This is a genomic window from Corynebacterium sp. HMSC066C02 (assembly GCF_001814945.1).
Taxonomy (GTDB): domain Bacteria; phylum Actinomycetota; class Actinomycetes; order Mycobacteriales; family Mycobacteriaceae; genus Corynebacterium; species Corynebacterium aurimucosum.
The window spans coordinates 1-25,921 of sequence record NZ_KV818445.1 but is presented as its reverse complement, the minus strand read 5'-3'; the positions used below and the strand labels follow the sequence as shown (position 1 = coordinate 25,921).

The 25,921-nt window shown below is 62.3% G+C and carries 23 protein-coding genes and 1 tRNA gene; 11 read left to right on the top strand and 13 right to left on the bottom strand.

Annotation, left to right across the window (positions count from 1 at the left end; genetic code table 11):
- Nucleotides 1–8: 8 nt before the first annotated feature.
- Genes HMPREF2996_RS03475 through HMPREF2996_RS03465 form a run of 3 tightly spaced genes read right to left on the bottom strand, consistent with a single transcriptional unit; the run spans nucleotide 9 to nucleotide 2,799 of the window.
- On the bottom strand, nucleotides 9–971 hold the full coding sequence (locus tag HMPREF2996_RS03475; protein WP_210398893.1) for a metal ABC transporter permease: 963 nt from the start codon (nucleotides 969–971) through the stop codon (nucleotides 9–11).
- Nucleotides 949–1,650, bottom strand: a complete 702-nt coding sequence (locus tag HMPREF2996_RS03470; protein WP_070711552.1) for a metal ABC transporter ATP-binding protein — start codon at nucleotides 1,648–1,650, stop codon at nucleotides 949–951. Before HMPREF2996_RS03470 ends, HMPREF2996_RS03475 begins: the two co-directional genes overlap by 23 nt.
- Nucleotides 1,651–2,799, bottom strand: coding sequence for a metal ABC transporter solute-binding protein, Zn/Mn family (locus HMPREF2996_RS03465; RefSeq protein WP_070730119.1), 1,149 nt, complete (start codon nucleotides 2,797–2,799; stop codon nucleotides 1,651–1,653). It abuts the gene before it with no gap.
- Nucleotides 2,800–2,871: 72 nt separating this feature from the next.
- Here HMPREF2996_RS03465 and HMPREF2996_RS03460 point away from each other — a divergent pair, with 72 nt between their 5' ends.
- The gene (locus HMPREF2996_RS03460) at nucleotides 2,872–3,957 is read left to right on the top strand and encodes a LacI family DNA-binding transcriptional regulator (protein ID WP_070730117.1); all 1,086 of its coding nucleotides are present in this window, start codon (nucleotides 2,872–2,874) and stop codon (nucleotides 3,955–3,957) included.
- On the opposite strand, the gene otsB is transcribed toward HMPREF2996_RS03460, so the two are convergent.
- Genes otsB through HMPREF2996_RS03435 form a run of 5 tightly spaced genes read right to left on the bottom strand, consistent with a single transcriptional unit; the run spans nucleotide 3,954 to nucleotide 8,760 of the window.
- Nucleotides 3,954–4,697, bottom strand: coding sequence for a trehalose-phosphatase (gene otsB / locus HMPREF2996_RS03455; protein ID WP_070445997.1), 744 nt, complete (start codon nucleotides 4,695–4,697; stop codon nucleotides 3,954–3,956). The genes HMPREF2996_RS03460 and otsB overlap by 4 nt on opposite strands.
- 31 nt (nucleotides 4,698–4,728) lie before the next feature.
- A complete protein-coding gene (locus HMPREF2996_RS03450; protein ID WP_070446002.1) occupies nucleotides 4,729–5,253 on the bottom strand; it encodes a hypothetical protein in 525 nt (174 codons plus the stop codon).
- Complete coding sequence (locus HMPREF2996_RS03445; protein WP_070730116.1) at nucleotides 5,250–6,671, bottom strand: alpha,alpha-trehalose-phosphate synthase (UDP-forming); 1,422 nt, start codon at nucleotides 6,669–6,671, stop codon at nucleotides 5,250–5,252. Before HMPREF2996_RS03445 ends, HMPREF2996_RS03450 begins: the two co-directional genes overlap by 4 nt.
- Before the next feature lie 2 nt (nucleotides 6,672–6,673).
- A complete protein-coding gene (locus HMPREF2996_RS03440; protein ID WP_070684866.1) occupies nucleotides 6,674–7,033 on the bottom strand; it encodes a hypothetical protein in 360 nt (119 codons plus the stop codon).
- A 50-nt stretch (nucleotides 7,034–7,083) separates the two neighbouring features.
- A complete protein-coding gene (locus HMPREF2996_RS03435) occupies nucleotides 7,084–8,760 on the bottom strand; it encodes a threonine/serine exporter ThrE (RefSeq protein WP_070730114.1) in 1,677 nt (558 codons plus the stop codon).
- Nucleotides 8,761–8,945: 185 nt separating this feature from the next.
- Here HMPREF2996_RS03435 and HMPREF2996_RS03430 point away from each other — a divergent pair.
- Nucleotides 8,946–9,018: transfer RNA gene (locus tag HMPREF2996_RS03430), tRNA-Thr, on the top strand.
- 39 nt (nucleotides 9,019–9,057) lie between these two features.
- Here the strand turns inward: HMPREF2996_RS03430 and HMPREF2996_RS03425 are convergent.
- Nucleotides 9,058–9,585 (bottom strand): TetR/AcrR family transcriptional regulator, encoded by a 528-nt coding sequence (locus HMPREF2996_RS03425; RefSeq protein ID WP_070446013.1) that lies wholly within the window; start codon nucleotides 9,583–9,585, stop codon nucleotides 9,058–9,060.
- A complete protein-coding gene (locus HMPREF2996_RS03420) occupies nucleotides 9,572–11,071 on the bottom strand; it encodes an MFS transporter (protein WP_070711534.1) in 1,500 nt (499 codons plus the stop codon). Before HMPREF2996_RS03420 ends, HMPREF2996_RS03425 begins: the two co-directional genes overlap by 14 nt.
- 168 nt (nucleotides 11,072–11,239) lie before the next feature.
- On the opposite strand from HMPREF2996_RS03420, the gene HMPREF2996_RS03415 reads away from it, so the two are divergent.
- Nucleotides 11,240–12,985 carry a pyruvate dehydrogenase gene (locus HMPREF2996_RS03415; protein ID WP_070711533.1) on the top strand — a complete coding sequence of 582 codons (1,746 nt, stop codon included), beginning with the start codon at nucleotides 11,240–11,242 and terminating at the stop codon, nucleotides 12,983–12,985.
- A gap of 81 nt (nucleotides 12,986–13,066) precedes the next feature.
- On the opposite strand, the gene HMPREF2996_RS03410 is transcribed toward HMPREF2996_RS03415, so the two are convergent.
- A complete protein-coding gene (locus tag HMPREF2996_RS03410; RefSeq protein WP_070730111.1) occupies nucleotides 13,067–14,356 on the bottom strand; it encodes an MFS transporter in 1,290 nt (429 codons plus the stop codon).
- A gap of 80 nt (nucleotides 14,357–14,436) precedes the next feature.
- On the opposite strand from HMPREF2996_RS03410, the gene HMPREF2996_RS03405 reads away from it, so the two are divergent.
- The 3 genes from HMPREF2996_RS03405 (at nucleotide 14,437) to HMPREF2996_RS03395 (ending at nucleotide 17,503) form a co-directional block, all read left to right on the top strand.
- Nucleotides 14,437–15,210, top strand: a complete 774-nt coding sequence (locus HMPREF2996_RS03405; protein WP_070446025.1) for a MerR family transcriptional regulator — start codon at nucleotides 14,437–14,439, stop codon at nucleotides 15,208–15,210.
- A 131-nt stretch (nucleotides 15,211–15,341) separates the two neighbouring features.
- On the top strand, nucleotides 15,342–16,046 hold the full coding sequence (locus HMPREF2996_RS03400) for a response regulator transcription factor (RefSeq protein ID WP_070446030.1): 705 nt from the start codon (nucleotides 15,342–15,344) through the stop codon (nucleotides 16,044–16,046).
- An 11-nt stretch (nucleotides 16,047–16,057) separates the two neighbouring features.
- Nucleotides 16,058–17,503, top strand: a complete 1,446-nt coding sequence (locus HMPREF2996_RS03395; RefSeq protein ID WP_070446033.1) for a sensor histidine kinase — start codon at nucleotides 16,058–16,060, stop codon at nucleotides 17,501–17,503.
- A 3-nt stretch (nucleotides 17,504–17,506) separates the two neighbouring features.
- Here the strand turns inward: HMPREF2996_RS03395 and HMPREF2996_RS03390 are convergent, their stop codons facing one another.
- Nucleotides 17,507–17,935, bottom strand: coding sequence for an HIT family protein (locus HMPREF2996_RS03390; protein ID WP_070446036.1), 429 nt, complete (start codon nucleotides 17,933–17,935; stop codon nucleotides 17,507–17,509).
- A 34-nt stretch (nucleotides 17,936–17,969) separates the two neighbouring features.
- On the opposite strand from HMPREF2996_RS03390, the gene purD reads away from it, so the two are divergent.
- Nucleotides 17,970–19,244, top strand: a complete 1,275-nt coding sequence (gene purD / locus HMPREF2996_RS03385) for a phosphoribosylamine--glycine ligase (protein WP_070446040.1) — start codon at nucleotides 17,970–17,972, stop codon at nucleotides 19,242–19,244.
- A 39-nt stretch (nucleotides 19,245–19,283) separates the two neighbouring features.
- Complete coding sequence (gene purB, locus HMPREF2996_RS03380) at nucleotides 19,284–20,723, top strand: adenylosuccinate lyase (protein WP_070446043.1); 1,440 nt, start codon at nucleotides 19,284–19,286, stop codon at nucleotides 20,721–20,723.
- 222 nt (nucleotides 20,724–20,945) lie between these two features.
- Here the strand turns inward: purB and HMPREF2996_RS03375 are convergent, their stop codons facing one another.
- Complete coding sequence (locus HMPREF2996_RS03375) at nucleotides 20,946–21,752, bottom strand: serine/threonine protein kinase (protein WP_246815734.1); 807 nt, start codon at nucleotides 21,750–21,752, stop codon at nucleotides 20,946–20,948.
- Nucleotides 21,753–21,816: 64 nt separating this feature from the next.
- Between HMPREF2996_RS03375 and HMPREF2996_RS03370 the strand changes: the two genes are divergently transcribed.
- From HMPREF2996_RS03370 to HMPREF2996_RS03360, 3 genes are all read left to right on the top strand, one after another.
- Nucleotides 21,817–22,674: a phosphoribosylaminoimidazolesuccinocarboxamide synthase gene (locus HMPREF2996_RS03370; protein ID WP_070446047.1), complete on the top strand. Its 858-nt coding sequence runs from the start codon at nucleotides 21,817–21,819 to the stop codon at nucleotides 22,672–22,674.
- Nucleotides 22,675–22,683: 9 nt separating this feature from the next.
- Entirely contained in the window at nucleotides 22,684–24,792 is a 2,109-nt protein-coding gene (locus HMPREF2996_RS03365) for a S9 family peptidase (protein ID WP_070730109.1), read from the top strand.
- 117 nt (nucleotides 24,793–24,909) lie between these two features.
- Nucleotides 24,910–25,593: a DUF2334 domain-containing protein gene (locus HMPREF2996_RS03360; protein WP_070446055.1), complete on the top strand. Its 684-nt coding sequence runs from the start codon at nucleotides 24,910–24,912 to the stop codon at nucleotides 25,591–25,593.
- Nucleotides 25,594–25,921: the final 328 nt, after the last annotated feature.

Genomic DNA, 25,921 nt, shown 5'->3' with positions numbered 1-25,921 from the left:
CATCTAGCCTAATCCTGATGCGCGCAGTGCTCATCGTGCGTCGAGGTGTGGTGTGTCTCTGCGTCGGCGCGATCGGTGGCGGCGCGGAAGTGTTCCTGGGAGGCGCGGCGGGCGGCGACGTCGTCGCGGACGGCCTTGCGGCTGCGAGCCCAGCCGATGCCGCGGCAGACCAGGTAAATAACAAAAGAGATGCTCGTGACGAAGACCGAGACGGGCAGGCCCGGCGCCAGGGAGAGGACCAGGCCGCCCACGGCGGAGACCTCCGCGAAGATGGTGGACCACATCACCGCGCGCAGTGGGGAGGAGGTAATCTGTACCGCCGCAGCACCCGGCGTGATGAGCAGCGCCATGACGAGCAGGGAACCGACAATCTGCACGGATTGCGCGGCCGTCAGGCCCACGAGGATGGCGAAACACACCGCTAGAGACTTCACCGGCACGCCGGCGGCTTGGGCCATGACGGGGTCCGCGGAAGCGAAAAGCAGGGGGCGCCAGAAGAACGCCACCACGGCGACGATGATGGCGGTGGTTGCGGCGAGCAGCCACACCGACGCGGAGGAGACACCGACGATCTGTCCCGTCAGCAGCGTCATTGCGGTCTTGGCGTTGCCGGGGTAGAGGTGTAAGAAAAGCACCGAGAGACCCAAGCCGAAACTCATGACCACGCCGATAGCGCTGTCTTGTTGGCCTTTCAGTCCCAGCACCGCCAGGATGATGGCGGCCACGATAGCACCGGCAATCGCACCGAAGCCGATGTTGAGACCGAACAGCAACGCTGCGGCCGCGCCCATGAGCGCGAGCTCAGAGGTGGCGTGCACAGAGAAGGACATGTGGCGCAGGACGATAAGTGAGGTCATCACTCCGGAAAGGATTCCGAGCAGCGCGCAGGCGATGAGCGAGGATTGCACAAAATCAACGCCCAGCAGGTACTGGGTATCTTCGATGAATTTAGACAACGATGAGCCTCCCATCGACGTTGAGAACAGTCACGGAGGAGCCATACAGTTCCGAGAGGACCTCGGAGCGCATGACCTCATCGACTGAACCGAACGTGTGGCCATTGGGCGCGAGGTAGAGCACTTTATCCACCACGCCCAGCACCGGGTTTATGCCATGGGTAACGAAGAGTACGGAGGTGCCGCGCTCGTGGCGCCACGCATTGAGCTTCTCGACGGTCGCCTGCTGCCGCGCTGGATCCAAAGACAACAGCGGCTCGTCCGCGAGGATGAGCTCTGGATCGTTGGCTAGGGCCTGGGCTTGGCGGATGAGCTGTTGCTGTCCACCGGAGAGCTGGCCCACGCGGCGGTCAGCGATGCCGGTGGCGCCAACTTCGGCGAGGAGTTCGTCGATACGCCCCCGCGCCGGCTTTCGCTTCCGGAGCACGCCATGGGCGAGGGACAGTGACACGAGATCCCGGGCGCGCAGGGGCAGGTCCTGGGGGAACATTCTTTGCTGTGGGATAAAGCCCACGCGGCAGTTGACGTCGACGCTGCCCGCGGTGAGCTGGCGGGTACCCAAGATTGTTCCCAGCAGCGTGGACTTGCCCACGCCGTTGGGGCCCAAAACGGCGATGAACTCGCCGCGGTCTACGGCGAGGTTCATGTCCGACCACAGTGGTTCTACTGCGGCATTCTTGAAAGAAATGAGCACTTACACAGCCTCGAGTGCGTTGACGACTTCCTCGTAGTAGTCAAGGAAGTTGGTGTCTTCTGGTGGGGTTTCACCAATCTCTACCACCGGGATGTTCTTATCCTCGGCGGCGGCGCGGATGCGCTTGGTCATGTCAGTTTCGGTCTGCGGGTTGAAGATGAGCAGGTCGATCTTGTCCTGCTTGATGTCCTCGAGGAAGCGGGCCAGGTCGGCGGCGGTGGGCTCGCCCTCAGCGACGGTGGCCTTGCGGTAGCCCTCCGGGGTGGCGTCGGTGCTATCGGTGTACTTGAAGATGTAGTCCGCGATGGGCTCGGTCTGCGCGTAGTTGCGCTGCGGGAGCTTCTCGATGCGTGCCTTCAGTCCTTCCACACGTTCCACGAGTGGGTCGGCGGTCGCCTTGGCTTCTGGGTTGGCCTCGTTAACGAGGGTGGCGACCTCCGTCGCCACCTTCTCGATGGCGGCGGAGTCGTACCACACGTGCTCGTTGCCATCGATGTTGGTGACCTGCTCGGGGTGCTCGGCGGCAATCTTCTTGGCCTCGTCCATGGTCACGGTCTCGCCTTCGTGAGCGTGGTCATGGTCATGACCTTCTCCATGGTCATGGTGGTCATGACCATGCTCGTTATGGTCGTGCGCGTGTTCCTCGTGCGCATGCTCGTCATGATCATGCTCATCATGCGCGTGGTCGTGTTCCTCGCCATGCTCATGTTCTCCATGATCGTGATCGCCATGGTCATGCGCAGTAAGCGGCAGGGCGTGAATGATCTGGTCCTGGTTCTTGACGGCCTGGTAAAGCCAGGCGTCGTAGCCGCCGCCACCGGCGATGATGACGTCGGCCTCGTCGGCGCGGGCGATATCCGCGGCGGTGGGCTCGAAGTGGTGTGGGTCCACGCTGTTGCCGCTCACGATGGCGTGGACGTCGATATTGACGTCGGTCTGCGCGGTGTTGACGACCGCCTGGGCCACATCAGCCCAGATGGAGGTCGAGGCGACGACCTGAATGGTCTCCTTATCGGAACCGGCATCCGAGCCGCCATCGGCGTTATCGCCGCTGGAAGAACAGGCGCTCAGCGAGGCGGCGCCCAGCGTGGCAGCGAAGAGGAGGGCGGTGGGACGTCGGAAAGCGCGGCGTGAGAGGGAAGTGGTCATGTCCCTATTTCTACGCTTTAGTGAAAATTGTTGTCAAATGATAATAAGTTGAAAACGGGTAGTCTTACCGTCATGTCCAAACGCAGTACGACGCTGGCCTCCCTGGCCGCCGAACTCGGGGTTTCGCCCACCACGGTGTCCAACGCGTATAACCGCCCAGACCAGCTGGCGCCTGCCACTCGGGAGCGCATCCTCGCCGCGGCGGCTGAGCGTGGCTACACAGGCCCGGATCCCACCGCGCGCAGCCTGCGCACGCGCCGCCAGGGGTCGCTGGGCGTCCTGCTTACTGAGCACCTGTCCTATGCTTTCGAGGACATGGCCTCGGTAGATTTCCTCGCCGGCATGGCGGAGGCCTCGGCGGGGGCGAGCACGACGTTGACTCTCATCCCGGCCGGTCCAGATACCGTCGGTGCTCCCAATGACGCCCAGGCAGCGCAGCTCGTAGGGTCGGCGGCGGTTGATGGATTTGTGGTCTATTCCGTAGCGGCGGGTGATGCTTACCTTGACGCCGTGCGGCGCCGTGGCCTGCCGGTGGTGGTGTGTGACCAGCCCACGGATTCGGGCCTGCCCTTCGTGGGTATCGATGACCGCGCCGCGATTGCCCCGGCGGCGCAGGCGCTTGTCGACGCCTCCCATACCCGCATCGGCATCCTTGCCATCCGCCTATACCGCGAGCGCCTCGATGGTGAAGTGACGGCTGCGCAGCTAGCTGCGGCGGATATGCACGTGCAACGCTCACGTGTATTGGGTGCGCTCGATGTCTTTGCAGACGCGGGACTCGATCCTGCAGGCATCCCCGTGGTGACGCGCCACATCAATGATCCACGCACCGCTTATGCGGCCGCAGAGGAATTGCTGACTAGGCACCCGGATCTCACCGCGGTGTTGTGTACGACGGACTCGATGGCGCTTGGCGTAATCGCTTATGCACGCGATCATGGAATCGCGGTTCCCGAGCAGCTTTCTGTTACCGGCTTCGACGGCATTGCGCCCGCCTTGGCGCTGGGCCTGAGCACCGTCGTGCAGCCGAACAAGGAAAAGGGGGCGGCGGCGGGGCGCATGCTGGCCAGCCTCATCGATGGGCGCGGAGAGGTGCCGCGCGCGTTGTTGGAGACCACCTTCCATCCCGGGCGGACCGTGGCCCCGGCTGGGGCTTAAGCGCTGTGCTGCGCGCGGGCGGCGGCGAGTTCTTCGAGGAACTCCGTCACCGCCGCGATATCGGGCACGCGCAGCGCCGCTTGCGTTGCGCCCTCACCGACCTTGACGCCGAGGTCCGGCGGTTGGTTGAGCAGGGCGAAGCCGTCTTCATCGGTGGTGTCATCCCCCAAGAAGACCACTGCCGTGGCGCCGACGCGCTGGCGAAGCTTCTCAAGCCACGTGCCTTTCGTGGCCTGTGTAGCAGAAAACTCGACGACGCACTTGCCCGCTGTCTTGGGGAAACCATCGGCGCTGAGAGCCTCGCCTTCTGCATACGCCGCGGCCGCCGCGTCAGGATCCTGCAATTCTAGTGTCCGCAGGTGCAGCACGCGCTGGAAGGGTTTGACCTCCAGTTCCGCGCCGGGGTGGCGCGCGATGATTTCTCTGAGCTCTGCTTCTTTCTTCGCCAGGTGAGCTTCCATCTCCGGAGTGAGGGCGGAATCCTCCCACGAGGACTCGGCGCCATGCGAACCGCCCAAAAGTACCGGTTCGCGCAGCGGGCATACCTGTTTTAGGCCCTCGAGGTGCCGGCCGGAGAGCACCGCGGCGGTGGTGTTCGGGAGCTCCGCTAAGGTGGCCAGGGCGTCGAGCGAGCGCTGCTCCGGCTTTACATCATACGCGTTGCGTGCGAAGCCCGCTAAGGTGCCATCAAAATCGGAAACAACCGCGAGGTGTTCTGCGGAGGCGAGAGCATCAATCATGCTTCCCACCCTAGCGCCGAAAACTTCAAGGCTACAGCGAGGCCATCCGGATGATCGGTGAGTCCACCTTGTCAGTGCGCAGCGTCAACACCAGCTGGTTGTTCGGGTTAAGCCCGAAATCGAATTCATGGCCCTCAGCAATGAGGTTGCGCATGAGTGAATCGGCCCACTGTATCGAGCCCTCGCAGTCAGCACTGCGCGGCGGGCTCTCATAAGTGGCTTTCTCCACCCGCATCACGTCGCCCTCCCAGATGGTGGAGGCCTTGTCATCCTTGTGGAAGGAAACCTCGGCAGTGAAGGAAACACAGCCGGTCGAGCCCACAGCGGTGTGTTCACCGAAGCTCATGTGCGGCACGTGTGCAGTATCGGCGGGCAGGGAGGAAGGAGCATCCGGAGATGTATAGAGGTTAATGACCTGCCAATCCTTGTCCAGGATGCGCTCATCGCCGCGCGGCGCAGGCTCCTCCTCGGCGGAGCCACACCCGCTCAGACCAAGCGTGAGCAGCGCCGTGCCGAGCACAGCGGTGAGCGCTGCGGCGGGCCGGCGCCGCATCATGCTTCCTCCTGGTTCAGTGCGCCGAGGAAGGACTGCGACCACAGTGCGATATCGTGCTGACGCACCTGCTCGTTCATCGCAATCATGCGCTCGCGCATGGTCTCAGGCGATTCCTCCAGCGCCTTGACCGCGGAGAGCAGGGCGCGCTTGATGGATTCGATGTCGAAGGGGTTGCACAGGTTAGCTTGAGTAAGCTCTGCCGCCGCACCTGCGAACTCGGAGAGCACGAGCGCGCCGGAGCCATCGCCGTGGGAGGCCACGTATTCCTTGGCCACTAGGTTCATGCCGTCCTTAAATGGCGTGACCAGCATGATGTCCGCGAGCCTGTAGTAGCGGCGCAGGACCTCCTTCGGAACGGAGCTGTGCTGATAGTGCACCACCGGCGCACCGAGGCGCCCGAAGCGCCCATTGATGCGGCCTACGGCTTCCTCCACCTTCGAGCGCGTGGCGCGGTAGTGGTCGATGCGCTCGCGCGAGGGCGTGGCCAGCTGCACGAAGGTCACCTCTTCTGGGTCCAGCGCCCCGGTTTCGAGGAGCTCCTCGAAGGCAGTAAGACGCTGCAGGATGCCCTTTGTGTAGTCGAGGCGGTCGACTCCCAAAATGACGTGCGTGGGGTTACCCAACTCCGCACGTAGCTGGGCGATGTCCCCCGCATCACCGCCTTCAGCGAACTCACCCGCCGCAATGGAGATGGGGAAGGCGCCGATTCCGACGGAATGCCCACTACTGGTCACGATGCGCGCGGTGACTGCGCGGGTGCTCACTTCACCTTCGACCTTCAGGCCCTGGGCGCGGGCGAGCTCTAGGAAATTGCGGGCGTTGGATTCGAGGTGGAAGCCGATCAAGTTGGCGTCGAGAAGCCCCCGCACCAACTCCTCACGCCACGGCAGCTGACGGAAGAGATCCGGGGAGGGGAAGGGGATGTGGAGGAAGAAGCCGATGGTGAGATCGGGGCGCAGCTGGCGCAAGATGCCGGGCACGAGCTGCAGCTGATAGTCCTGCACCCACACCGTGGCATTCTCCGCGGCGACGGCCGCTACCTCGTTGGCAAAACGTAGGTTGACCTCGCGGTAAGCATCCCACCAATCGCGGTTGTAGACGGGGGTGACGATGAGGTCGTGGTAGAGCGGCCACAGGGTGGCATTGGAAAAGCCCTCGTAGAAGGCTTCATAATCCTCTTGCGTGAGGCGTACCGGGTGAAGCAGGACGCCGTTGTCGGTGGTGAAAGGCTCAGGTGCCTCGTCGGCCACGCCCGGCCAGCCCACCCAGCAGCCCTGGTGTTCCTCCAAGACAGGGGAAAGCGCGGTGACGAGACCGCCGGGGGAGGCCTTCCATTCACGGGTGCCGTCGGCGGAGGTCTCGAGGTCCACCGGCAGGCGGTTGGCCACGACTACGAAGCTATTGCTGCGCCCGGACATAGCTAGGCCTTCTTCGCGGACTTTTTAGACGCCTTCTTCGTCGACTTCTTGGTGCTCTTCTTAGTCGCCTTCTTTGAGGCTTTCTTCGTAGCCTTCTTGGTCGACTTCTTGCTGGACTTCTTGGAGGCCTTCTTCGTTGACTTCTTGCTGGACTTCTTCGGAGCAGCGTCGGCTTGCTCGGCCAAGACCTTGCGGTGCACCAAGCCTTCCGGTTCGACGCCCAGCATCGACATAAGAGTCACGCCGTCAAGGAAATCCTCCGCATAGGTGGCAACGACGCGGCGCGCGGAGCGGGCGGTCTCTTCCTCTACTGCATGAGTCTGGTCAGCCGCTGGCTGAGTATCTGTGACCTTTGGTGGCACGGAGTCCTCCTGGGATGAAGTGTGAAAGCTTTCAGACCGGCTATTCTACGCTATTGCGACGCCGATGGGGCGCTCGGGTCATCTTTGCCGGGCACCGTGTAGGTGGGGCGCTGCGCTGGAAACTCCGTGGTGACGGGCCACATGTCCGTGACGGCATCACCCTGCTGGAAGCGCGCCTGCTGCGCGGGCGTCGGTGGCTTGGGGCCATACTGCGGCGGTGGGGCCGGCAGGTTGTGACGCGGAGCGAAGGGCGATAGGGGAACGCGCGGAATGCGGGCGCGCTGGGCCAAACGGGTGGCACGCGAGAAGGAGAACGTGCCCAAGCGCTTGATCGAGTTATAAGGCCGGAAGTATTGCGGGCGGCGCAGGCGGCGGGCCACTCGCTCGCCGAAGACCACGCCAGCGGCTAGTGCACCGGAAATGGCGAGGGCGCTGGCCAGGTTGGTCAGGCCGGTAATGAGCTGTTCGTTGAGCATGGCGTACATGCCGCGGTACAAAGTCAGACCCGGCAGCATGGGGGTATAGCCCACGATCATGGTGATGAGCGGCGGCATCATGTAGCGGCGGGAGAGGAGACCACCCGCGAGGCCTACCGCCACGGCCGAGAATCCGGAGGCGACGACAGCTCCGACGCCTAATAAGACGACGAGGAAATAGTAGAAAATCATACCGGCGGCTGCGGTGAGCCCGGAGATGGTGACCTCGGACCACGACGCTCCCAGCGCTAGTGCGAAGGCGGCAGAACCGATTCCACCGCACAGCACCAGAAGGGGGATCTGGTGATAGACGGGCGGGGCGAGTGTCGCCAGTGGCGGCAGGCTGAAGCCCAACCACGAAGCCACCTGGATACCTAGACCGACGCCGGCGATGATAGCGCCGGTGGACATCAAAGCCTCAAAGAACTTGGCGGAGGAGGTCACGGGCGCGCGGGTGATCCCGTCCACCAAACACTGCACCAAGGTCAGGCCCGCCACCAGGATGATGATTCCGGAACCGATGATTTGGGAAGGTAGCATCTGGATGCCAAATCCCGCGAAGATGTTGTAGAGGATGGCCGCGGGGACAACGGCGAGTAGGCCGCCGACGAGGTTCTGATAAAAGGGCGGCAAGCGATAGTCCGCCAGGAACATGTTCGTGCCCATAATGAGTGCCGAAATGAGGAAGGTGACAACCCCGACGAGAAGGTCGCCGCCCAGCATCACGGCGATGAATCCACCCATGGCACCCCACGCGCTGACGATGGTGGTCTTGGAATAAGGGTTCTTCATCGCGTCGATGTCATCCAGGATTTTCTCCGCCATTGCCGGCGGGGTAGCACCGGAGTGGATGGAGCGGATGAGCCGGTCGACGGCGGAGAGTTTAGTGAAGTCCACGGCGATGCTCGGTGCCACGCGGAAGACATGGAGGTTGTGCCGCTCCGGTCCGGTGCCGATGGAGGTGTGGATGGTGATGGTGTTCATCAGAATCGACACGTGGCAGTAGTGCAGACCATAGGAGGAAGCGACGAGGTGAATCTGCGCTTGCACGTCGGTATTGGCTGAGCCCGCCGCAATGAGGATTTCACCAACGCGTGCGGCGATTTCCATGACGCCTGTGACCTGGGCCGGATCGGTGAGATCGACAGGGGCTAGAGGGGAGGGCGGTGGTGCGGCCTTTGCAGCGTCGATGGTGGCGACGGAGGCCGAACGGTACAGCAGGCGCTGGCGCAAGGAAGAAAGAACAGACACGGAAAAGATAGACCTCAACAACACTTCTGGGTTCGGTAAGTCAGCACTTTAGTAACTGCCGTCGATTTATGCACCTGCCAGTGCTTTTCGCGGCTTTTACGTTCACTTTTTCGCAGCGCAAGCACCCTGACTTTCTCTGTATGGGGTGGGCTCAGGTACGATTCCCCTAGCGGATGAGCCGCGGTGCTGGAGTGGCGCAATTGGTAGCGCAACGCACTTGTAATGCGTAGGTTGCGAGTTCAAGTCTCGTCTCCAGCTCAAAAGGGCCTTTTCAAGGCCCTTTTTTCATTCTGGGGGTTATTCGGCGAGGTGGCCTAAGGCGACGTCGATAAGCGCGCGGCGTCTCTGCGGCGGCAGGGGGCGGTCGGTGAGGTGATCGTGCACCCACAGGCCGTCTGCGATGATTGATGCCAGCACGACGGATTCATCCTCCGCGGCAGGATCAGGCAGCCAGCGCCCATCGACGTCCCTCCACACCTTTTGGAAGTCCGGATGGGACTGCGAGTGGATGGACATGAGCAATTCAATGAGCGGGTCATTCTTGCCCATCGACTCCAAGGTGGCGCGGTAGCGCTGGCGAGGACTCAACTGCTCCGCCGTTTTGCCACCGGAGAGACCGATGAGCTCTTCCTCCCAGCGCTCCGCGCACAGCTTATGGCAATCAATGAGCAGCTCGTGCCGGGTAGGAAAGTGGTAGATGAGCCCCGACTTACTCATGCCCGTGGCAGTGGCCAGGGAATCGTAGGTGAGGGCGTGAACGCCATCCTTCTCGATGATGGCGAGCGCCTTTTCGAGCGCCTCAACCTTTTTACTAATGCGTGGCATCGGCACCTCCGGAGGTTGGGTTGCTGCGGAAGCACCAGCCGGTGACCGCAGCAAAAATGAGCATGACTACGCCAAGTCCGGCGGCGGTGGCCAAGTAAGCATCGGTGTATGCGGGGCCGGCGGCCTCCGCGAGCGCGGGGTCGTGGAGTGCATCCATGCCTAGGTCCCGGATGTCCTCTGGCAGCCCGCTCTTATAGAGCATGGGCAGCACCGAACCGGTGACCGCAATGGACAGCAGCGTGCCGAATTCATAGGAAACTTCCTCCACACCCGCGGCCATACCGGAACGCGAGGCAGGCGCGGCGCCGATGATGGCGGTGGAGGATACCGACATCACGAACCCCGCGCCGAGGCCGGTGATGAACAGGCCAACCAGGTATGCGGGGAACACGTCGTGCGTGCCGCCCCACACCACGCAGCCAATGCCCGCTGCCATAGCGAGGAAGCCGCCGGCGATGATGGGCAAGAAGCCCCAGCGGTGCAGGTTAGCCCCGCCCAGCGCGGACATCGGCAGCGCGGCCAGCGCGATGAGGGAAATGATGAGCCCAGCGTGCAGTGGGGAGTAGAGGTCCACCAACTGCAGCTTCTGCGTGGTGGTCATTTCCAGCCCGGCCATGCCAAACATGGCGCCGGCTGCGGCCAACACGCCGCCGCTGAAGATGGGCGAGCGGAAGATATCGAAGGTGAGAAGCGGCTCTTCCAGTGTGTGCTGGCGGCGTGTAAAGAGGACAGCGCCTATGAGGCAGGCGGCCAGCGCGCCACCAATAAGCATGGCGTTGAGGTGGGAGCTGGCTACGGACTTGATGACGAGCACTAGAGAGGCCAGCGTGATCAGTGCGTAAAGGGAAGACAAGAAATCCCAATGCTTCGCTGGGTTCGCCACGTTCGGTGGGGCGAGGAAGGCAGTGAGGATGAGGGCGATGATCACGATGGGCACGTTGACCAAAAAGACCGATCCCCACCAGAAGTGCTCAAGCAAAAAGCCGCCCACCGTGGGGCCTGCGGCCGCGCCAACGACGGCAATGGAGCCCCAAATGCCGATGGCCGTGTTGCGCTCAATCTCATCTTCAAAGGTCAGACGAATCAGAGCCAGGGTAGCGGGCATCATGATGGAGGCGCCAAGACCCAAGAAGGCGCGGGCAGCGACGAGCTCCCACGCGCCGGGCGCTAGCGCTGCGGTCAGAGACGCGATGCCGAAAATCCACAGGCCGATGACGAACATGCGGCGGTGGCCAATTTTATCGCCCAGAGTTCCGGTGCCCAGCAGGAGACCGGCAAGCATGAGTGCATAGGCGTTGATGATCCATAGTTGCTGCAGCGAAGTGGCGTGGAGCTGCTCGGAGAGCTCCGGCAGGGCTGTGTAGAGGATTGAGTTATCCAAGCCGATCATGAGCAGGCCTAAAGAGACCACGCCAAAGAAGGTCCACCGGCGGGTCGCTGAGGTCCGAAGCATCTCTGCCGAGGTTTCCGTTCGTGCATCTGTCATGCTGCGAAACTATAGCGAACGGTCGTTACAGTTTCAAAGCTCAAGAAGCGTGTTTGTTGTCGAAGTCACAAAGCCTCTACTACGTGAGAAGGCAGCTTTAAGGTGGCGAAATGTGCCCGGCGCGGGGACACTGGGGGCCGTTAGCGATAAAAGTTAGAGAGGTACAACATGGCACGCAATTACGCCACGCAGCTCGTGGAAACTCTGGAAGCCCAAGGGGTCAAGCGCATCTATGGTCTCGTTGGTGATTCCCTCAACCCCATCGTGGATGCGGTGCGTCAATCCTCCATCGAGTGGGTTCACGTCCGTAACGAAGAGGCCGCGGCTTTCGCCGCTGAGGCCGATTCCCTCACCACTGGCAACCTTGCCGTGTGCGCCGCCTCCTGCGGTCCGGGCAATACGCACCTTATTCAGGGGCTTTACGACGCCCACCGCAACGGCGCCAAGGTCCTCGCCCTAGCTAGCCACATTCCTTCCCGCCAGATCGGCTCGAAGTTCTTCCAGGAAACCCACCCGGAGGCCATCTTCCAGGAGTGCTCCGGCTACTGCGAGATGGTCAACTCTGCTGAGCAGGGAGGCGTGGTTCTGCACCATGCCATCCAGAGCACCATGGCCGGCAAGGGCGTGTCCGTCCTCGTCATTCCGGGCGATGTCTCCACTCAAGAGGCGGAAGAGGACACCTTCACCTCCTCCGTTATTTCCTCCGGCCGCCCGGTTGTCTACCCAGACCCGGCAGAGGCCGCTGCGCTGACCCAGGCCATTAATGAGGCTAAGAACGTCGCTCTCTTCGTCGGTGCCGGCGTCAAGGATGCGCGCGAGCAGGTTCTTGCGTTGGCCGAGAAGATCAAGGCTCCCATCGGCCACGCCCTGGGTGGCAAGATGTACATCCAGTACGACAACCCCTTCGACGTCGGCATGTCCGGACTGCTCGGCTATGGCGCAGCCCACGAGGCTACCCATGAGGCGGACTTGCTTATCCTGCTGGGCACGGACTTCCCCTATAACGACTTCCTGCCGGATGCCAACGTGGCCCAGGTCGATATCGATGGCTCCCACATCGGTCGCCGGACCCGCATTAAGTACCCGGTGACGGGTGATGTCGCCGCCACCATTGAGAACATCCTGCCGCACGTCGATGAAAAGAAGGACCGCTCCTTCCTCGACAAGATGCTCAAGAATCACTACGACAAGCTGCACCACGTCGTTGAGGCCTACACCTCTGGCGTGGAGAAGCACACGCCAATCCACCCGGAGTACATCGCAGACCTCATTGACCAGCAGGCCGATGAAGACGCTATCTTCACCGTCGATACCGGCATGTGCAATGTCTGGGGCGCGCGCTACATCACTGCGAATGGCAAGCGCGAGCAGATTGGCTCCTTCCGTCACGGCACTATGGCCAACGCGCTGCCGATGGCCATCGGTGCGCAGGCGGCGCACCCAGACCGCCAGGTCATCACCTTCTCCGGTGACGGCGGGCTCTCCATGCTCATGGGCGAGCTGCTCACGGTGAAGCTGCACAACCTGCCGGTGAAGATGTTCGTGTTCAACAACTCTTCCCTCGGCATGGTCAAGCTGGAGATGCTGGTCCAGGGCCTGCCGGAGCATGAGACCGACCACGAGCACGTGAACTACGCCAAGATCGCGGAAGGCGCAGGCATCAAGCACTTCCGCATCGAGGATCCGAAGGACGCGCCGCGCCTTATCAAGGAGGCCTTGGCCTACGACGGCCCTGCGCTTATCGACGTCGTCACGGACCCGAACGCCCTCTCCCTGCCGCCGACACTCACCTTCGAGCAGCTGCTCGGCTTCTCCAAGGCAGCAACCCGCACCGTCTTCGGTGGCGGCGTGGGCCAGATGCTCTCCATGGCGAAGTCCAACCTGCGCAACATTCCGCGTCCACAGGACTTCTAGCGTGAGCGCTTCGCTCTCACGCTAGAAGGGACCTACGCACCACAAGGAACCCACGCCCTGCGGCTCCACCCCGCGACAGCGTTATGCTTTCGCGGGGTCTTTGACTGGGATGAGCACGATCGCTCCGACGAGGAGGACTAGCCCTATGGCGAGCACGCCTCCCCGGTCTCCTTGGCCCATCAGGGAGACGAAGACGCCGAACAGGAAAGGCGTCAACCACGCTACGGCACGCCCGGTTGTGGCGTAGAGGCCAAACATCTCGCCTTCACGTCCTGGCGGGGCAACGCGCGCCAAGAAGCCGCGGGCGGAAGCCTGGGCTGGTCCCACGCACAGGCACAGGATGAGCCCGCAGATCCAGAAGACCGTCGGGCCTTGCGCGAAGAACATGATGCCCGCCATCAACGTCAGAATTGTCAGGCAGGTGAGGATGATGGCTTTGGGGCCCACGTGGTCGTCGATCAGCCCGCCCGCAACCGCGCCCAGTGCGGCCGCAACGTTGGCGGCAACGCCGAAGATGAGGACGTCGCCAGGCGAAAGCCCATAGACGGATACGCCCAACACCGCCCCGAAGCTGAATACGGCCGAGAGCCCATCACGGAAGATGGCAGAAGCGAAAAGGAAGGCAAAGGCGTTGCGATCTTCCCGCCACAGCGTGTGCACCGTGCGCCACAGCTCGCGATAAGACGCCGCAACGCCGCCCGCTGCTTCACCCGACGGCGCAATCTCCGGCACGCGCAGCAGCACGGGAATGGCAGATAGCCCAAACCACGCCGCGGCGAGCAGTGCCACGAGCCGAATATTCCAGCCGCCCTCCGTGGATAGCCCAAGTCCGCCTCCCTCTCCGGAGACGAAGCCGAAGTAGCAGATGAGCAGCAGCACGATGCCACCGAAATAACCCGCCGACCAGCCCAGGCCAGATACCCGGCCCACCTTGTCCTCGGTGGCCACCTGGTTGAGCTGGGCAAAATAATTGACTTCGGCGAATTGGATGGTCACCGAACCTACCGCCAAGCCGATAAGACCCAGCCAGAAATACGCGGGCGCATCGTTGCGAATGAAAAACAGGCTGGCCATGACCAGGAAGGTCAGCAGCGACCAGAAGCCCAGCGCGCGCCGCCGCGTGCCCAACCGGTCGGAACGCTGGCCCATCACGGGGGTGACCGCAAAAATCACCAGACCCGCCACCGTCATAGACCACGACAACCACTGCGCCGGGGTGAACTGCGAGTCAATGTGTTGGCCCACCGAGTCGGTGAGATAGACCGAGAAAATAAACGTCACGAGAACCGCGTTGAAGGCAGCCGAACCCCAGTCCCACAGGGCCCAAGCAGCCACGGTGAGGCGGTCAGTGCGTTTCGAGGCTTGCGTCATGCTTCATTATCGTAGGCAAAAATATGTGCTGAGTGGCAGGAGTTGCACTTAACGCGACGTCAACTTTTAGGCTCAACGTCATGCGTAATGACTACAGCATCGGCGACGTTGCCGAAATCCTCAAAGTCACCACCCGCACGTTGCGGCACTGGGATGACATTGGGCTGCTCAGCCCACAGTGGCGCACTGGGGGTGATCACCGCCTGTACACCGAAGATGACGTGCAGCGCGGGATGGACATCCTGATATATCGCAGCGTGGGAATTGAGCTGAAGGACATCGCAGTGCTTCTCGATGCCCCTTCCTCCGCCACTCTGGCCCGCCTCCGAGGCCAACACGAGGCTTTACAGAAGCGGCGAGCCGACGTCGATGCGATGTTGTACGCAGTGGAAAGACTGATTGAGGAGACCGAAATGGATAAGAACCTAAGCCCCAGCCAAAAAGTGCGCAATCTGGGTGATGCATGGCCCCAACTGCAGGAAGAAGCCCGCGAGAAGTGGGGAGACAGCAAAGAATGGGCGGCGAGTGCGGCCGCTGCGGAATCGATGGGGAAGAAGGATTGGGAAGGATTCTCCGTGGATCATGAAAACTTTGCGGCCGAGCTAGAGGAGTCCGCGAACGCAGGGCTTGAACCGGGCAGCGAGGGGGCGAAGGAGATCGTCGACAAGCACCGCGACCTCATTGCTCAGTGGTACCCAGTGTCGAGGTCCAAGCAAGTGATCTTGGCTCGCATGTACTGCGAGGATCCGCGCTTCGATGAGACCTATCGCGGTAATGCCGGCTACTTGCGTCAGCTGATTGAAGCACAAGCCCAGGCAGAAGGGCTGGATCTGGGTAATCCCGTGTGGGACTGATTTGTTCACAGCGCACGTCCAGACTCCGCTCAGTACCCTGGGAAGGCGTAGTGCAATACTTCTCACTTTGAATGAGAAACCCCCACGCCACCTAGTCATAGGAACAGCGGAGAAAGGACCAGAGCGGGACCATGGATGATTCAAAGGACGTCAAGGTACTTGTCGTCGATGACGAGCCCAATATCGTTGAACTACTTACTGTTTCCCTGAAGTTTCAGGGCTTCGATGTACACAGCGCCAACTCCGGCAACGAAGCCCTGCGCATCGCGCGGGAGATCAACCCTGATGCCTACATCATGGACGTCATGATGCCGGGCATGGATGGTTTTGAGTTGCTGGGCAAGCTGCGCGCGGAAGGCCTCGACGGCCCCGTCCTCTACCTCACCGCCAAAGACAGCGTGGATCAGCGAATCCATGGCCTGACCATTGGGGCGGATGATTACGTCACCAAGCCCTTCAGCCTGGAAGAGGTCATCACCCGCCTGCGCGTGATCCTGCGCCGCGGCAGCACGGTGGATGACCAGAACGGTGACGCCACCATGACCTATGCCGACCTCACCCTCAACGATGACACCCACGAGGTCACCAAGGCAGGGGAGATCGTGGAGCTTTCGCCCACCGAGTTCAACCTGCTGCGCTACCTCATGCAGAACCGCGAGGTGGTGCTGTCCAAGTCCAAGATTCTGGATAACGTTTGGCACTACGACTTTGGCGGCGATGGCAACGTGGTTGAGTCCTACATTTCTTATCTGCGCCGCAAGATTGATACCGGCGATACTCCGCTCATCCACACCGTCCGTGGTGTCGGTTATGTGCTGCGCACACCGCGCTCGTAGGCTTTTTCACTATGAGCGAATCCACCGCGAACCCGGATTCCGGATCCACGCCGGTGCTCAATAGCGCCTTGCGCCGGCGCATGCAGCGACCTAAAGCGCTGCCCTTGCGCACGTGGCTGCTCGTCTTGATGGTGCTGGTTTCGGGCCTGGGCCTGGCTATGTCCTCCTTGGCGGTCTCGTCGATCATGCGCAACGTGCTCTACACCCGCGTGGACACCGAGCTGAATGATGCCCTGAGTTCTTGGGCCAGCAATCTCGACGCGACTTTCTACACGCCGCAGGACGGGAGCCGCCGACCCCCGACGGACTATGTAGCACTGGCGTATTATCCCGATGGCTCCGTGGTAACCACGCGGCCGACGGCGGCGTTGCCGGATGCTCGTTCGGTGGTCGTTGGTGGTGAACCTAGCACCGTTCGCTCAATTCAAGGCGAAACCGAATGGCGTGCCGTGGCGCAGCTCAAGACGGATGGCTCCGTGGTGGTCGTCGCTAAAGACCTGACGACGGAAAACTCCATTCTGAAAGGCCTCGCTATAGTCCAGGTCATCATCGCGGCGCTGGTCATGCTCATTATCGCGCTCGTGGGTATGTGGCTGATCCACCGGGCGCTGCGGCCGCTGCGCGTGGTCGAGAAAACGGCCTCCCAAATCGCGGCCGGCAACCTGGACAAGCGCGTGCCAGAGTGGCCGCTACATACCGAGGTAGGCCAGCTCGCCGCGGCGCTTAACGTCATGCTGGGACAGTTGCAGAACTCCGTCGTCCATGCGCAGGAAAAGGAGCAGCAGATGCGCCGCTTCGTCGGCGATGCCTCCCACGAGCTGCGCACGCCGCTGACCAGCCTGCGCGGCTACACGGAGCTGTACCGTTCGGGGGCGACTAAAGATCCGGAATTTGTCTTCAGCAAGATCGATGCCGAGTCGCAGCGCATGTCGCTGCTGGTGGAGGACTTGCTAGCCCTGACGCGTGCGGAGGGATCGCGCCTCGATATGCGCGAGGTAGACATGCTGGAGCTCGTGCTTTCCGTGGGCTCTTCGGCACGCGCGGCCTTTTCTGGCCGCACGATCAACGTCAACAATGAAGCCTCCGAGATTCCGATAGTCAACGGTGACGCGGACCGCCTGCACCAAGTGTTGCTCAACTTGGTATCTAACGGTATCCGTCACGGTGGTGACGAGGCATCGGTGACGCTGACTTTGCGGGATGATGAGGAGAACGTGCTTATCGACGTCGCCGATGACGGCAAGGGCATCTCCCCCGAAGATGCAGCCCATATCTTTGAGCGCTTCTACCGTGCGGATACTTCACGAACCCGCGATACGGGTGGCTCGGGCTTGGGCTTAGCCATTGTGAAGTCCCTCGTGGAACAGCACGGCGGTTCGATCTCCGTGGACTCTGAGCTGGGCAGCGGATCGGTCTTTACCGTCCGCCTCCCCAAGGCGCCGACGAGCGGGAGCTAGCGCCTAGTTGCTGCGGCGGCCGTCCTCATCCGTGCCGAGGTGCTGACGGATGCGCGCGGCGGCCTCATCCATGGCGGCGGGGTCGGTAGCGTCGGCAGCGAAGGCCTTGGCGAAGTCGTAGTCTTCCATCTTCTCGGTGGGGAAGAGGTGGATGTGGGTATGGGGAACGTCGAAGCCAGCGATGATGTAGCCCGTACGCGGGGTGTCGAAGGCCGTCTTAATGGCGCCACCGATCTCTAGAGCAATCTCGTTGAGGTGCGCCCAAGTCTGAGAATCGAGGTCAGTCCACTTATCGACCTCCTCGATCGGCACCACCAAGGTGTGGCCATAACGCAGCGGCTCGATGGACAAAAATGCCACGCATTTCTCGTCGCGGTAGACAAAGCGAGCTGGCAGCTCGCCCTCGATGATCTTTGTAAATACGGAAGACATGGCCCCTAGGCTACCGCCAGTTAAGATAGACGGCATGCGCATTCTCGTTATTGGCTCGGGCGGCCGCGAACACGCCCTGCTCACTGGCCTTAAATCTGATCCCTCTGTTACCGATTTGCACATCGCACCGGGTTCCCCGGCACATGCCAAGCAAGCCACCATTCACCCGGAGTATTCCCAAGTGGACGATCCTGCGCGCATGACGGAGCTGGCGGTTGATATTGACGCGGATCTGGTCGTCATTGGGCCGGAGGTGCCGCTGGTGAAAGGCGTGGCGGATGCTCTGCGCGAGCGCGGCATTGCGGTCTTCGGGCCGTCGGCAAGCGCGGCACAGATCGAGGGTTCCAAGGCCTTTGCCAAGGATGTCATGGCGGCCGCCGGCGTGCGCACCGCCCGCGCGGAGCAGCTCGCCCCCGGCACCAGCGATGCGGACATCGAGGCCGCGCTGGACCGCTTTGGCCCGCACTTCGTGGTCAAGGATGATGGCCTGGCCGGCGGCAAGGGCGTCGTGGTGACCGAGTCCCGCGACGCGGCCCGCGCGCACGTCGATGCGGTTCATGCTGTGGGCAACCCAGTGCTGCTCGAGTCCTTCCTCGACGGCCCCGAAGTGTCCCTGTTCTGCCTCGTGGATGGCGAAACCGTCGTCCCGCTGCTCCCGGCACAGGACCACAAGCGCGCCTATGACAACGATGAAGGCCCCAACACCGGCGGCATGGGTGCCTACACCCCGCTGCCGTGGCTGCCTGCCGACGGCGTCCAGCGCATCGTCGACGAAGTCTGCGTTCCCGTGGCCAAAGAAATGGTCAAGCGTGGCACTCCCTACTCTGGCTTGCTCTACGCCGGCCTGGCATGGGGCAAGGAAGGCCCAGCCGTGGTGGAATTCAATGCCCGCTTCGGAGACCCGGAGACACAGGCGGTGCTCGCTTTGCTGAAGTCTCCGCTGGGTGAGGTTTTGAATGCCACCGCCACCGGACAGCTGGCGGAACTTGCGCCGCTGGAGTGGGAAGAGGGCTACGCCGTTACCGTGGTGCTAGCCGCAGAGGGCTACCCGGCCTCCCCGCGCAAGGGTGATCCGATTACCTCGCCGGACCTGGATGACCCCACCCGGATCCTCCATGCCGGCACCACTGCGGGGGAGGGCGGCTACGTCTCCAACGGTGGGCGCGTCCTCAACGTCCTCGGTCGCGGCGCCACCCTCGCCGATGCCCGTGCTGCCGCCTACGAGATTCTCGGCGGCATCGAGCTGGAGGGCAGCTTCTTCCGCACAGACATCGCACTCCCAGCGGAGAAGGGCCAGATCAGCATCTAATCCGCTGATAATGCCTCCTTTGGGGCGAGGCGTGGAATAATGAGCGACGTGGCTGAAAAGAAGAACATTTCCAACGTCCTGTCCGCTCGATACGCCTCCCCCGAGATGGCTGAAATCTGGTCCCCAGAACACAAGATCATCCTGGAGCGCCAGCTGTGGATTGCGGTGATGAAGGCGCAGAAGGATCTCGGCGTCGACATCCCAGCTGCGGCTATCGCCGCTTACGAGGCGCAGGTTGAGAACGTCGACCTCGCCTCCATCGCGGAGCGTGAGCGCGTCACGCGCCACGACGTTAAAGCTCGCATCGAGGAGTTCAACGCCCTGGCCGGCTGCGAGCACATCCACAAGGGCATGACCTCGCGTGATCTGACGGAGAACGTGGAACAGCTGCAGATTCTGCGTTCTTTGGAGCTGACCCGCGATAAAGCCATCGCGGTGGTCTCCCGCATCGGTGAGCGCGCCGCGCAGTACCAGACGCTGGTGATGGCGGGCCGCTCCCACAACGTCGCTGCCCAGGCGACGACCCTGGGCAAGCGTTTCGCCTCGGCTGCCGACGAACTGCTGCTCGGCATCGAGCGCGTGGAGTCTCTGCTGAGCCGTTACCCGCTGCGCGGCATCAAGGGCCCGATGGGCACCTCGCAGGACATGCTTGACCTCATGGGCGGATCCGAGGACAAGCTCGCGGCGCTAGAAACGCGCATTGCGGATCACCTGGGCTTCTCTCGCGTATTCAACTCGGTGGGCCAGGTTTACCCGCGCTCCCTCGACTTCGATGCTGTTTCCGCGCTGGTGGAGCTTGGTGCTGCGCCCTCCTCACTGGCGACGACCATCCGCCTCATGGCCGGCAACGAAACCGTGACTGAAGGCTTCAAGGAGGGCCAGGTTGGGTCCTCTGCGATGCCGCACAAGATGAATGCCCGCTCCTGCGAGCGCGTCGGCGGTTTCCAGGTCATTCTGCGCGGCTACCTGACGATGGTGGCGGACCTGTCCGGCCAGCAGTGGAACGAGGGCGACGTCTTCTGCTCGGTGGTGCGCCGCGTTGCCTTGCCGGATGCTTTCTTTGCCATTGACGGCATGTTCGAAACCTTCCTCACCGTGCTGGCAGAATTCGGTGCTTTCCCGGCGATGATCGACCGTGAGCTAGAGCGCTACCTGCCCTTCCTCGCCACCACCCGCATCCTCATGGCGGCGGTGCGCGCGGGCGTGGGCCGTGAGACCGCGCACGAGGTCATCAAGGAAAACGCCGTCGCTGTAGCACTCAACATGCGCGAGAATGGCGGGGAGCAGGACCTGATTGAGCGCCTGGCTGCCGACGAGCGCCTGCCGCTCGATGCCGCCGCTCTCGAGGCCGCGCTGTCGGATAAGCACGCCTTCATCGGTGCTGCCGAGTCGCAGGTGAGCCAGATTCTGGGCCGCATCAAGGCGATTGCTGACCAGCACCCGCAGGCCGCGGCCTACACCCCGGGCGAAATCCTCTAGCTCACGCGGCCGGGGGATCCCCTGTGAAGGGACGACCCGGCGCGGTACGTTTTCGCAGACAAGCCCTCTCAAACGTGAGTTTTTGAGGCTCTATTTACGAAAACGTACCGCGCTGGCCCGGTCCATGTACGTTTCGATCAATTAAGGCCGCCCCGAATTTTCTGGTCCCTATTTGATCGAAACGACCTTCTATCGACGTCCCGGGCCACCCGGCACTAGCTTTTAGGCCATCCCGGGGATGCGCAGCACCGGCAACTCGAAGCCGCCGAGGGATTTCCCGTTGGAGGCGAGGTAGCCGCCGATCATCAGCGCGGTGAGTACCGCCATGATGCCGAGAACCGCAGCACCCGTGGACGAGGTTTGCTGCTGCGTCGTCTTGCCCGGAATGGGCAGCTCCGGCACCGGCTGGATGCCTTCTTGCGCACCGCGGCTGCGCAGTTCCTCGACGCACTCAGCGAAAGACTGCACCTGCGCTGCGTTGAAGGCGTCAACGGCTTCTTTCTCCTGTGCCTGGTTTTCTGCCAGAGCGGCGCGCAGCTTGGGGCTGAAATCGCTACCCGTCGACAGTAGTGGCGCCGGTCCCTTCTTTGCGCGGGCGGCAGCAGCATTGATGGAGTACTCGGCGTCCTGCGGCAGCAGCACCGACTCATCCGCTACGAGCGCCTCCGGAGCGGCGGCGCCGACCAGGATGATGAGCATATCCGCGCCCGTATAACCGGCCTTGCCCAGCGCGGCCACCGTCGCCGCATAGCCCGGAGCCTTGCTGATATCGCGCGAGGTATACGCGGAGAAATCCAGCTTCGGGAACTGCGCTTGAATCTGCTCGGAAGTCGCCTTAATCGTCGCGATATATCCAGCGCGGACGTCCCGGGCTAGCTCGCGATCCGTGGCCGAGGCCGACATCGTGCACAGCCATTGGCCGTGGTCAGATTCGCGCACGGAGATATCGGCAGCCTGCGCCGCCGGCACGCTCAGGGCACCGCCCACCAGTGCAGCGGAGGTCAAAAGGGAGATCATGCGAGAGTGCACAGGCTTAACTCCTCATGCTTGGGATGTATCTTGAAGCAGTCTAGACGGGTCTAGGATGTATGTCATGCGTCCAGAACTTTCTTCCTATGCCCACATCGCCTCCGGCAAGGTGCGCGATATCTACGAAATCGGCGACAATACCCTGCTCATGGTCGTCTCCGACCGCATTTCCGCCTACGACCACGCCCTTGAGCCCGCCATTCCGGACAAGGGCCGTGTGCTTACGGCGACCTCGAAGTTCTTCTTCGACGTCATTGATTTCCCTAACCACCTCGCCGGCCCGCTCGATGATGAGCGCATCCCCGAAGAGGTACTCGGCCGCGCTATGGTGGTGCAGAAGCTCGACATGCTGCCCTTCGAGTGCGTCGCCCGCGGTTACCTCACCGGCTCCGGGCTGAAGGAATACAAGGCATCCGGCAGCGTGTGCGGCGTCGAGCTGCCGGAGGGGCTGACCGAGGCCTCCCGCCTGCCCGAGCCCATTTTCACCCCGGCCACCAAGGCGGAGCAGGGCGACCACGATGAGAACGTCTCCTTCGACGTCGTTGTGGAGAAGCTAGGCCGCGAGCGAGCTGAGCAGCTGCGCGAAGCCACCCTGCGCATTTATGCCACGGCCGCCGCGCTGGCGGAGGAGAAGGGCATTATTTTGGCGGATACGAAGTTCGAGTTTGGCGTCGATAAGCACGGCACTTTGGTCTTAGCTGATGAGGTCCTCACCCCGGACTCCTCGCGCTACTGGCCGGCCGATACCTACGAGGAAGGCAAGGTCCAGCCTTCCTTTGATAAGCAGTACGTGCGCGATTGGCTCACCGACTCCGGCTGGGACAAGGAGTCCACGCCGCCGCGCCTGCCGGATGACGTTGTCCAGGCCACCCGCGCGCGTTATGTTGAGGCCTTTGAACGCCTGTCCGGGACCACTTTTTAAGGAGGCTGAATGAACGCACCACACGCAGCGAAACGCCCGGTCACCCGTGAGTTCCATGGCCGCAGCTTCATCGATAATTACGAGTGGCTGCGCGCGAAAGACGCCCCGGAGACCCGCGAATACTTGGAGGCCGAAAACGCCTACACCAAGGAGCGCACCGCACACCTGGACACCTTGACGGAGAACATCTTCACTGAGGTCAAGTCCCGCATCAAGCAGACGGACATGTCCGTGCCCCAGCGCCGCGGTAAGTACTGGTACTACGGGCGCACCGAGGAGGGCCAGGAGTACGGCTACAGCTGCCGCATCCCGGTGTCGGAAGGCTCCGATCCGTGGACTCCGCCGACCATCCCGGAGGAGGGGGCGCCGGAAGGGGAGCAGGTGCTTCTCGACGTCAACGCGCTCGCCGAAGACCACGACTTCTTCGCCCTGGGCGCGTCCACGGTGAGCGATTCCGGTGACCTGCTGGCCTATTCCGTGGACGTGGCCGGCGACGAGCGCTTTGAGCTCTTCATCAAGGACCTGCGCACAGGAGAGCTGTTGGAGGACCACCTAGAAGGCATCTTCTATGGCGCGACGTGGGTAGGGGAGGAATTCATCTTCTACACCACCGTCGATGACGCCTGGCGGCCGGACACCGTGTGGCGCCACCGTGTGGGAACCCCGCAGTCAGAGGACGTCGTGGTCATGCGCGAGGAGGATTCGCGTTTCGGCATTGGCGTGGGGACGACCCGCAGCGAGAAGTACATCATGATTGTGTCCGGCTCGAAGACGACGAATGAGGCGTGGGTGCTCGAGCAGTCCACCCCCGAGGGCGAGTTCCGCTGCCTGTGGGAGCGCGAGACTGGCGTGGACTATGACGTCGACCATGCGGTGGTGGACGGCACCGACTACTGGGTTGTCACGCACAATGCCACCGGCCCCAACTTTGCCTTAGGCTACTGTCCTGTCTCCGATGACCTTCCAGCCTTGCGCGAACTCACCGTCCTCATGCCGCATGATGACACCGTGCGCATTGAAGGCGTGGATTGTTACCGCGACCAGATCGTCGTGGGCTACCGCCGCGGCGGCATTGGCCGTGCCGCGGTAATGGATGTGCGGGAGGGGTGGGCGCGTTTCGACGAGCTCAACTTCAACGAGGAGCTCTACACCGTTGGCGTGGCCGGCAACCCGGAGTGGGATGCGCCGGTGCTGCGCGTGAGCTACACCTCCTTCATCCAGCCAGCCCAGCTCTTTGATTACCGCGTGGCCACCGGCGAGTACACGCTGCTGAAGGAACAGGAAGTCCCTGGCGGCTATGACAAGGATGAGTACGTGGCTTACCGCGTCTGGTCTGAAGCGCCTGACGGGACGAAGGTGCCGGTGTCCATCGTGCACCGCGCGGACTTGGACCGTGCGCAGCCGAACCCGACGTTGCTTTACGGCTACGGCTCCTACGAGGCAAATATGGACCCGTATTTCTCGGTCTTCCGTTTGTCTCTCATGGACCGCGGCATGATCTTTGCCATGGCGCACGTTCGCGGCGGTGGTGAGATGGGCCGCAACTGGTACGACGACGGCAAGATGCTGGCTAAGAAGAACACGTTTACGGACTTCATCGCGGTGGCCGATGACCTCATCGCGCGCCGCGTGACCACCCCGGAAACCTTGGTGGCGGAAGGCGGTTCCGCCGGTGGACTGCTCATGGGCGCGGTGGCGAACATGGCGCCAGATCGGTTTAAGGCCATCGAGGCCAACGTGCCCTTCGTGGACCCGCTGACCTCGATTCTTATGCCGGAGCTGCCGCTGACAGTGGTGGAGTGGGAAGAATGGGGCGACCCGTACCACGACCCGGAGGTCTATGACTACATGGCTTCTTACTCGCCGTATGAGAACATTGCGCCGCAGAAGTATCCCAATATCCTGGCGCTGACCTCGCTTAACGACACCCGCGTGCTCTACGTGGAGCCGGCGAAGTGGGTGGCCAAGCTTCGTGACGTCGCCACCGGTGGCGAGTTCCTCCTCAAGACTGAGATGGCCGCCGGCCATGGTGGTGTGTCTGGCCGCTATGCCAAGTGGCGGCAGGCGGCATTCGAGTATGCGTGGTTGATTAACCAGGCCACGGGGGTTGAGTCTTAGGCTCCCCGCTCGAGCTGTGTGGCTAATGAGCCGCACAGCGTCCTAGGCCGCCCATGTGGGGGAGTGAGGCTTCCCCTCGGCGCGCGCCGGGACGGTGGCTGTGCGATAATTTTCCTTATGCATGGCCACCTTTTGGTTTCGATTTCCAGTATCTTCGACGACACCCGAAGGCAGGCCGCTGACCTGCTGGAGCAGTTCGATAAAGCGGATATCCCGGTGTCCTTGCTCGTAGCGCCACACATCGATGGCAATTGGCACCTGGCTAAGGATTCGGCGACACAGTCGTGGTTGCGTGAGCAGGCCGAATCGGGCCGAGTGCTCATTCTCAACGGCTTCGACCAAGCAGTTCAGGGCCGCCGTGCGGAATTCGCAAACCTGGATGCACACGAGGCGCGTCTGCGCCTCAAGGGGGCGACGCGGCAGATGGCCAGAATCGGCTTTGAGCCCACTATCTTTGCGCCGCCGCGCTGGCGTATGTCGGAGGGAACTCTAGAAGTTCTTCCTGAGTTTGATTTTGACTTTGCTGCATCCACCCGCGGCATCCATGACCTGCGCACCGGCGAGCTCCACCAAGCCCGCAACTTGTCCTTTGGTGAGGGTTTCGGTTCGGCCAAGTGGTGGCGCCGCAACATCATCCGCGCTGCCGAGCGCTCCGCGCAGCGCGGCAACACCGTGCGCCTATCGATTTCCGGCCGTAACCTCGATGACCGCAAGGTAGTGTCCGATTTCCTTAAGGCCGCCGAGCGCGCCGTTGGAGCAGGCGCCAGTCCCGCTGACTATACGGCCTTCGCACCGCGCTAGCCGTGCCCACTCGAATGCTCACGACACGTTAAACCATCCGCATATCCCGGTGTCCGTTGGCCTGTATAGAAAGGGAGACGCGTCTTCCAGGAACGACGGAGTGCCCGTAAACCTTCATCCGGTTGGCAGGTTTCGCTCTTTAAGGGCTTAAGGATCCCGTTGCTCTTGCTGCTTCCGGCAGCACGGGAAGCCAGACTTGGGGTCGCTGGATCGCCCGTCAGTCTGGCTTTGGATGATGGGTAGCGCTGACATAAGGCTCGCAGGTTTTCTTGCGTGCCTTGTTGTGTTTTGTGGGTGGTGGTGTCTGAAGGATCGCCGGTGTGCCCGC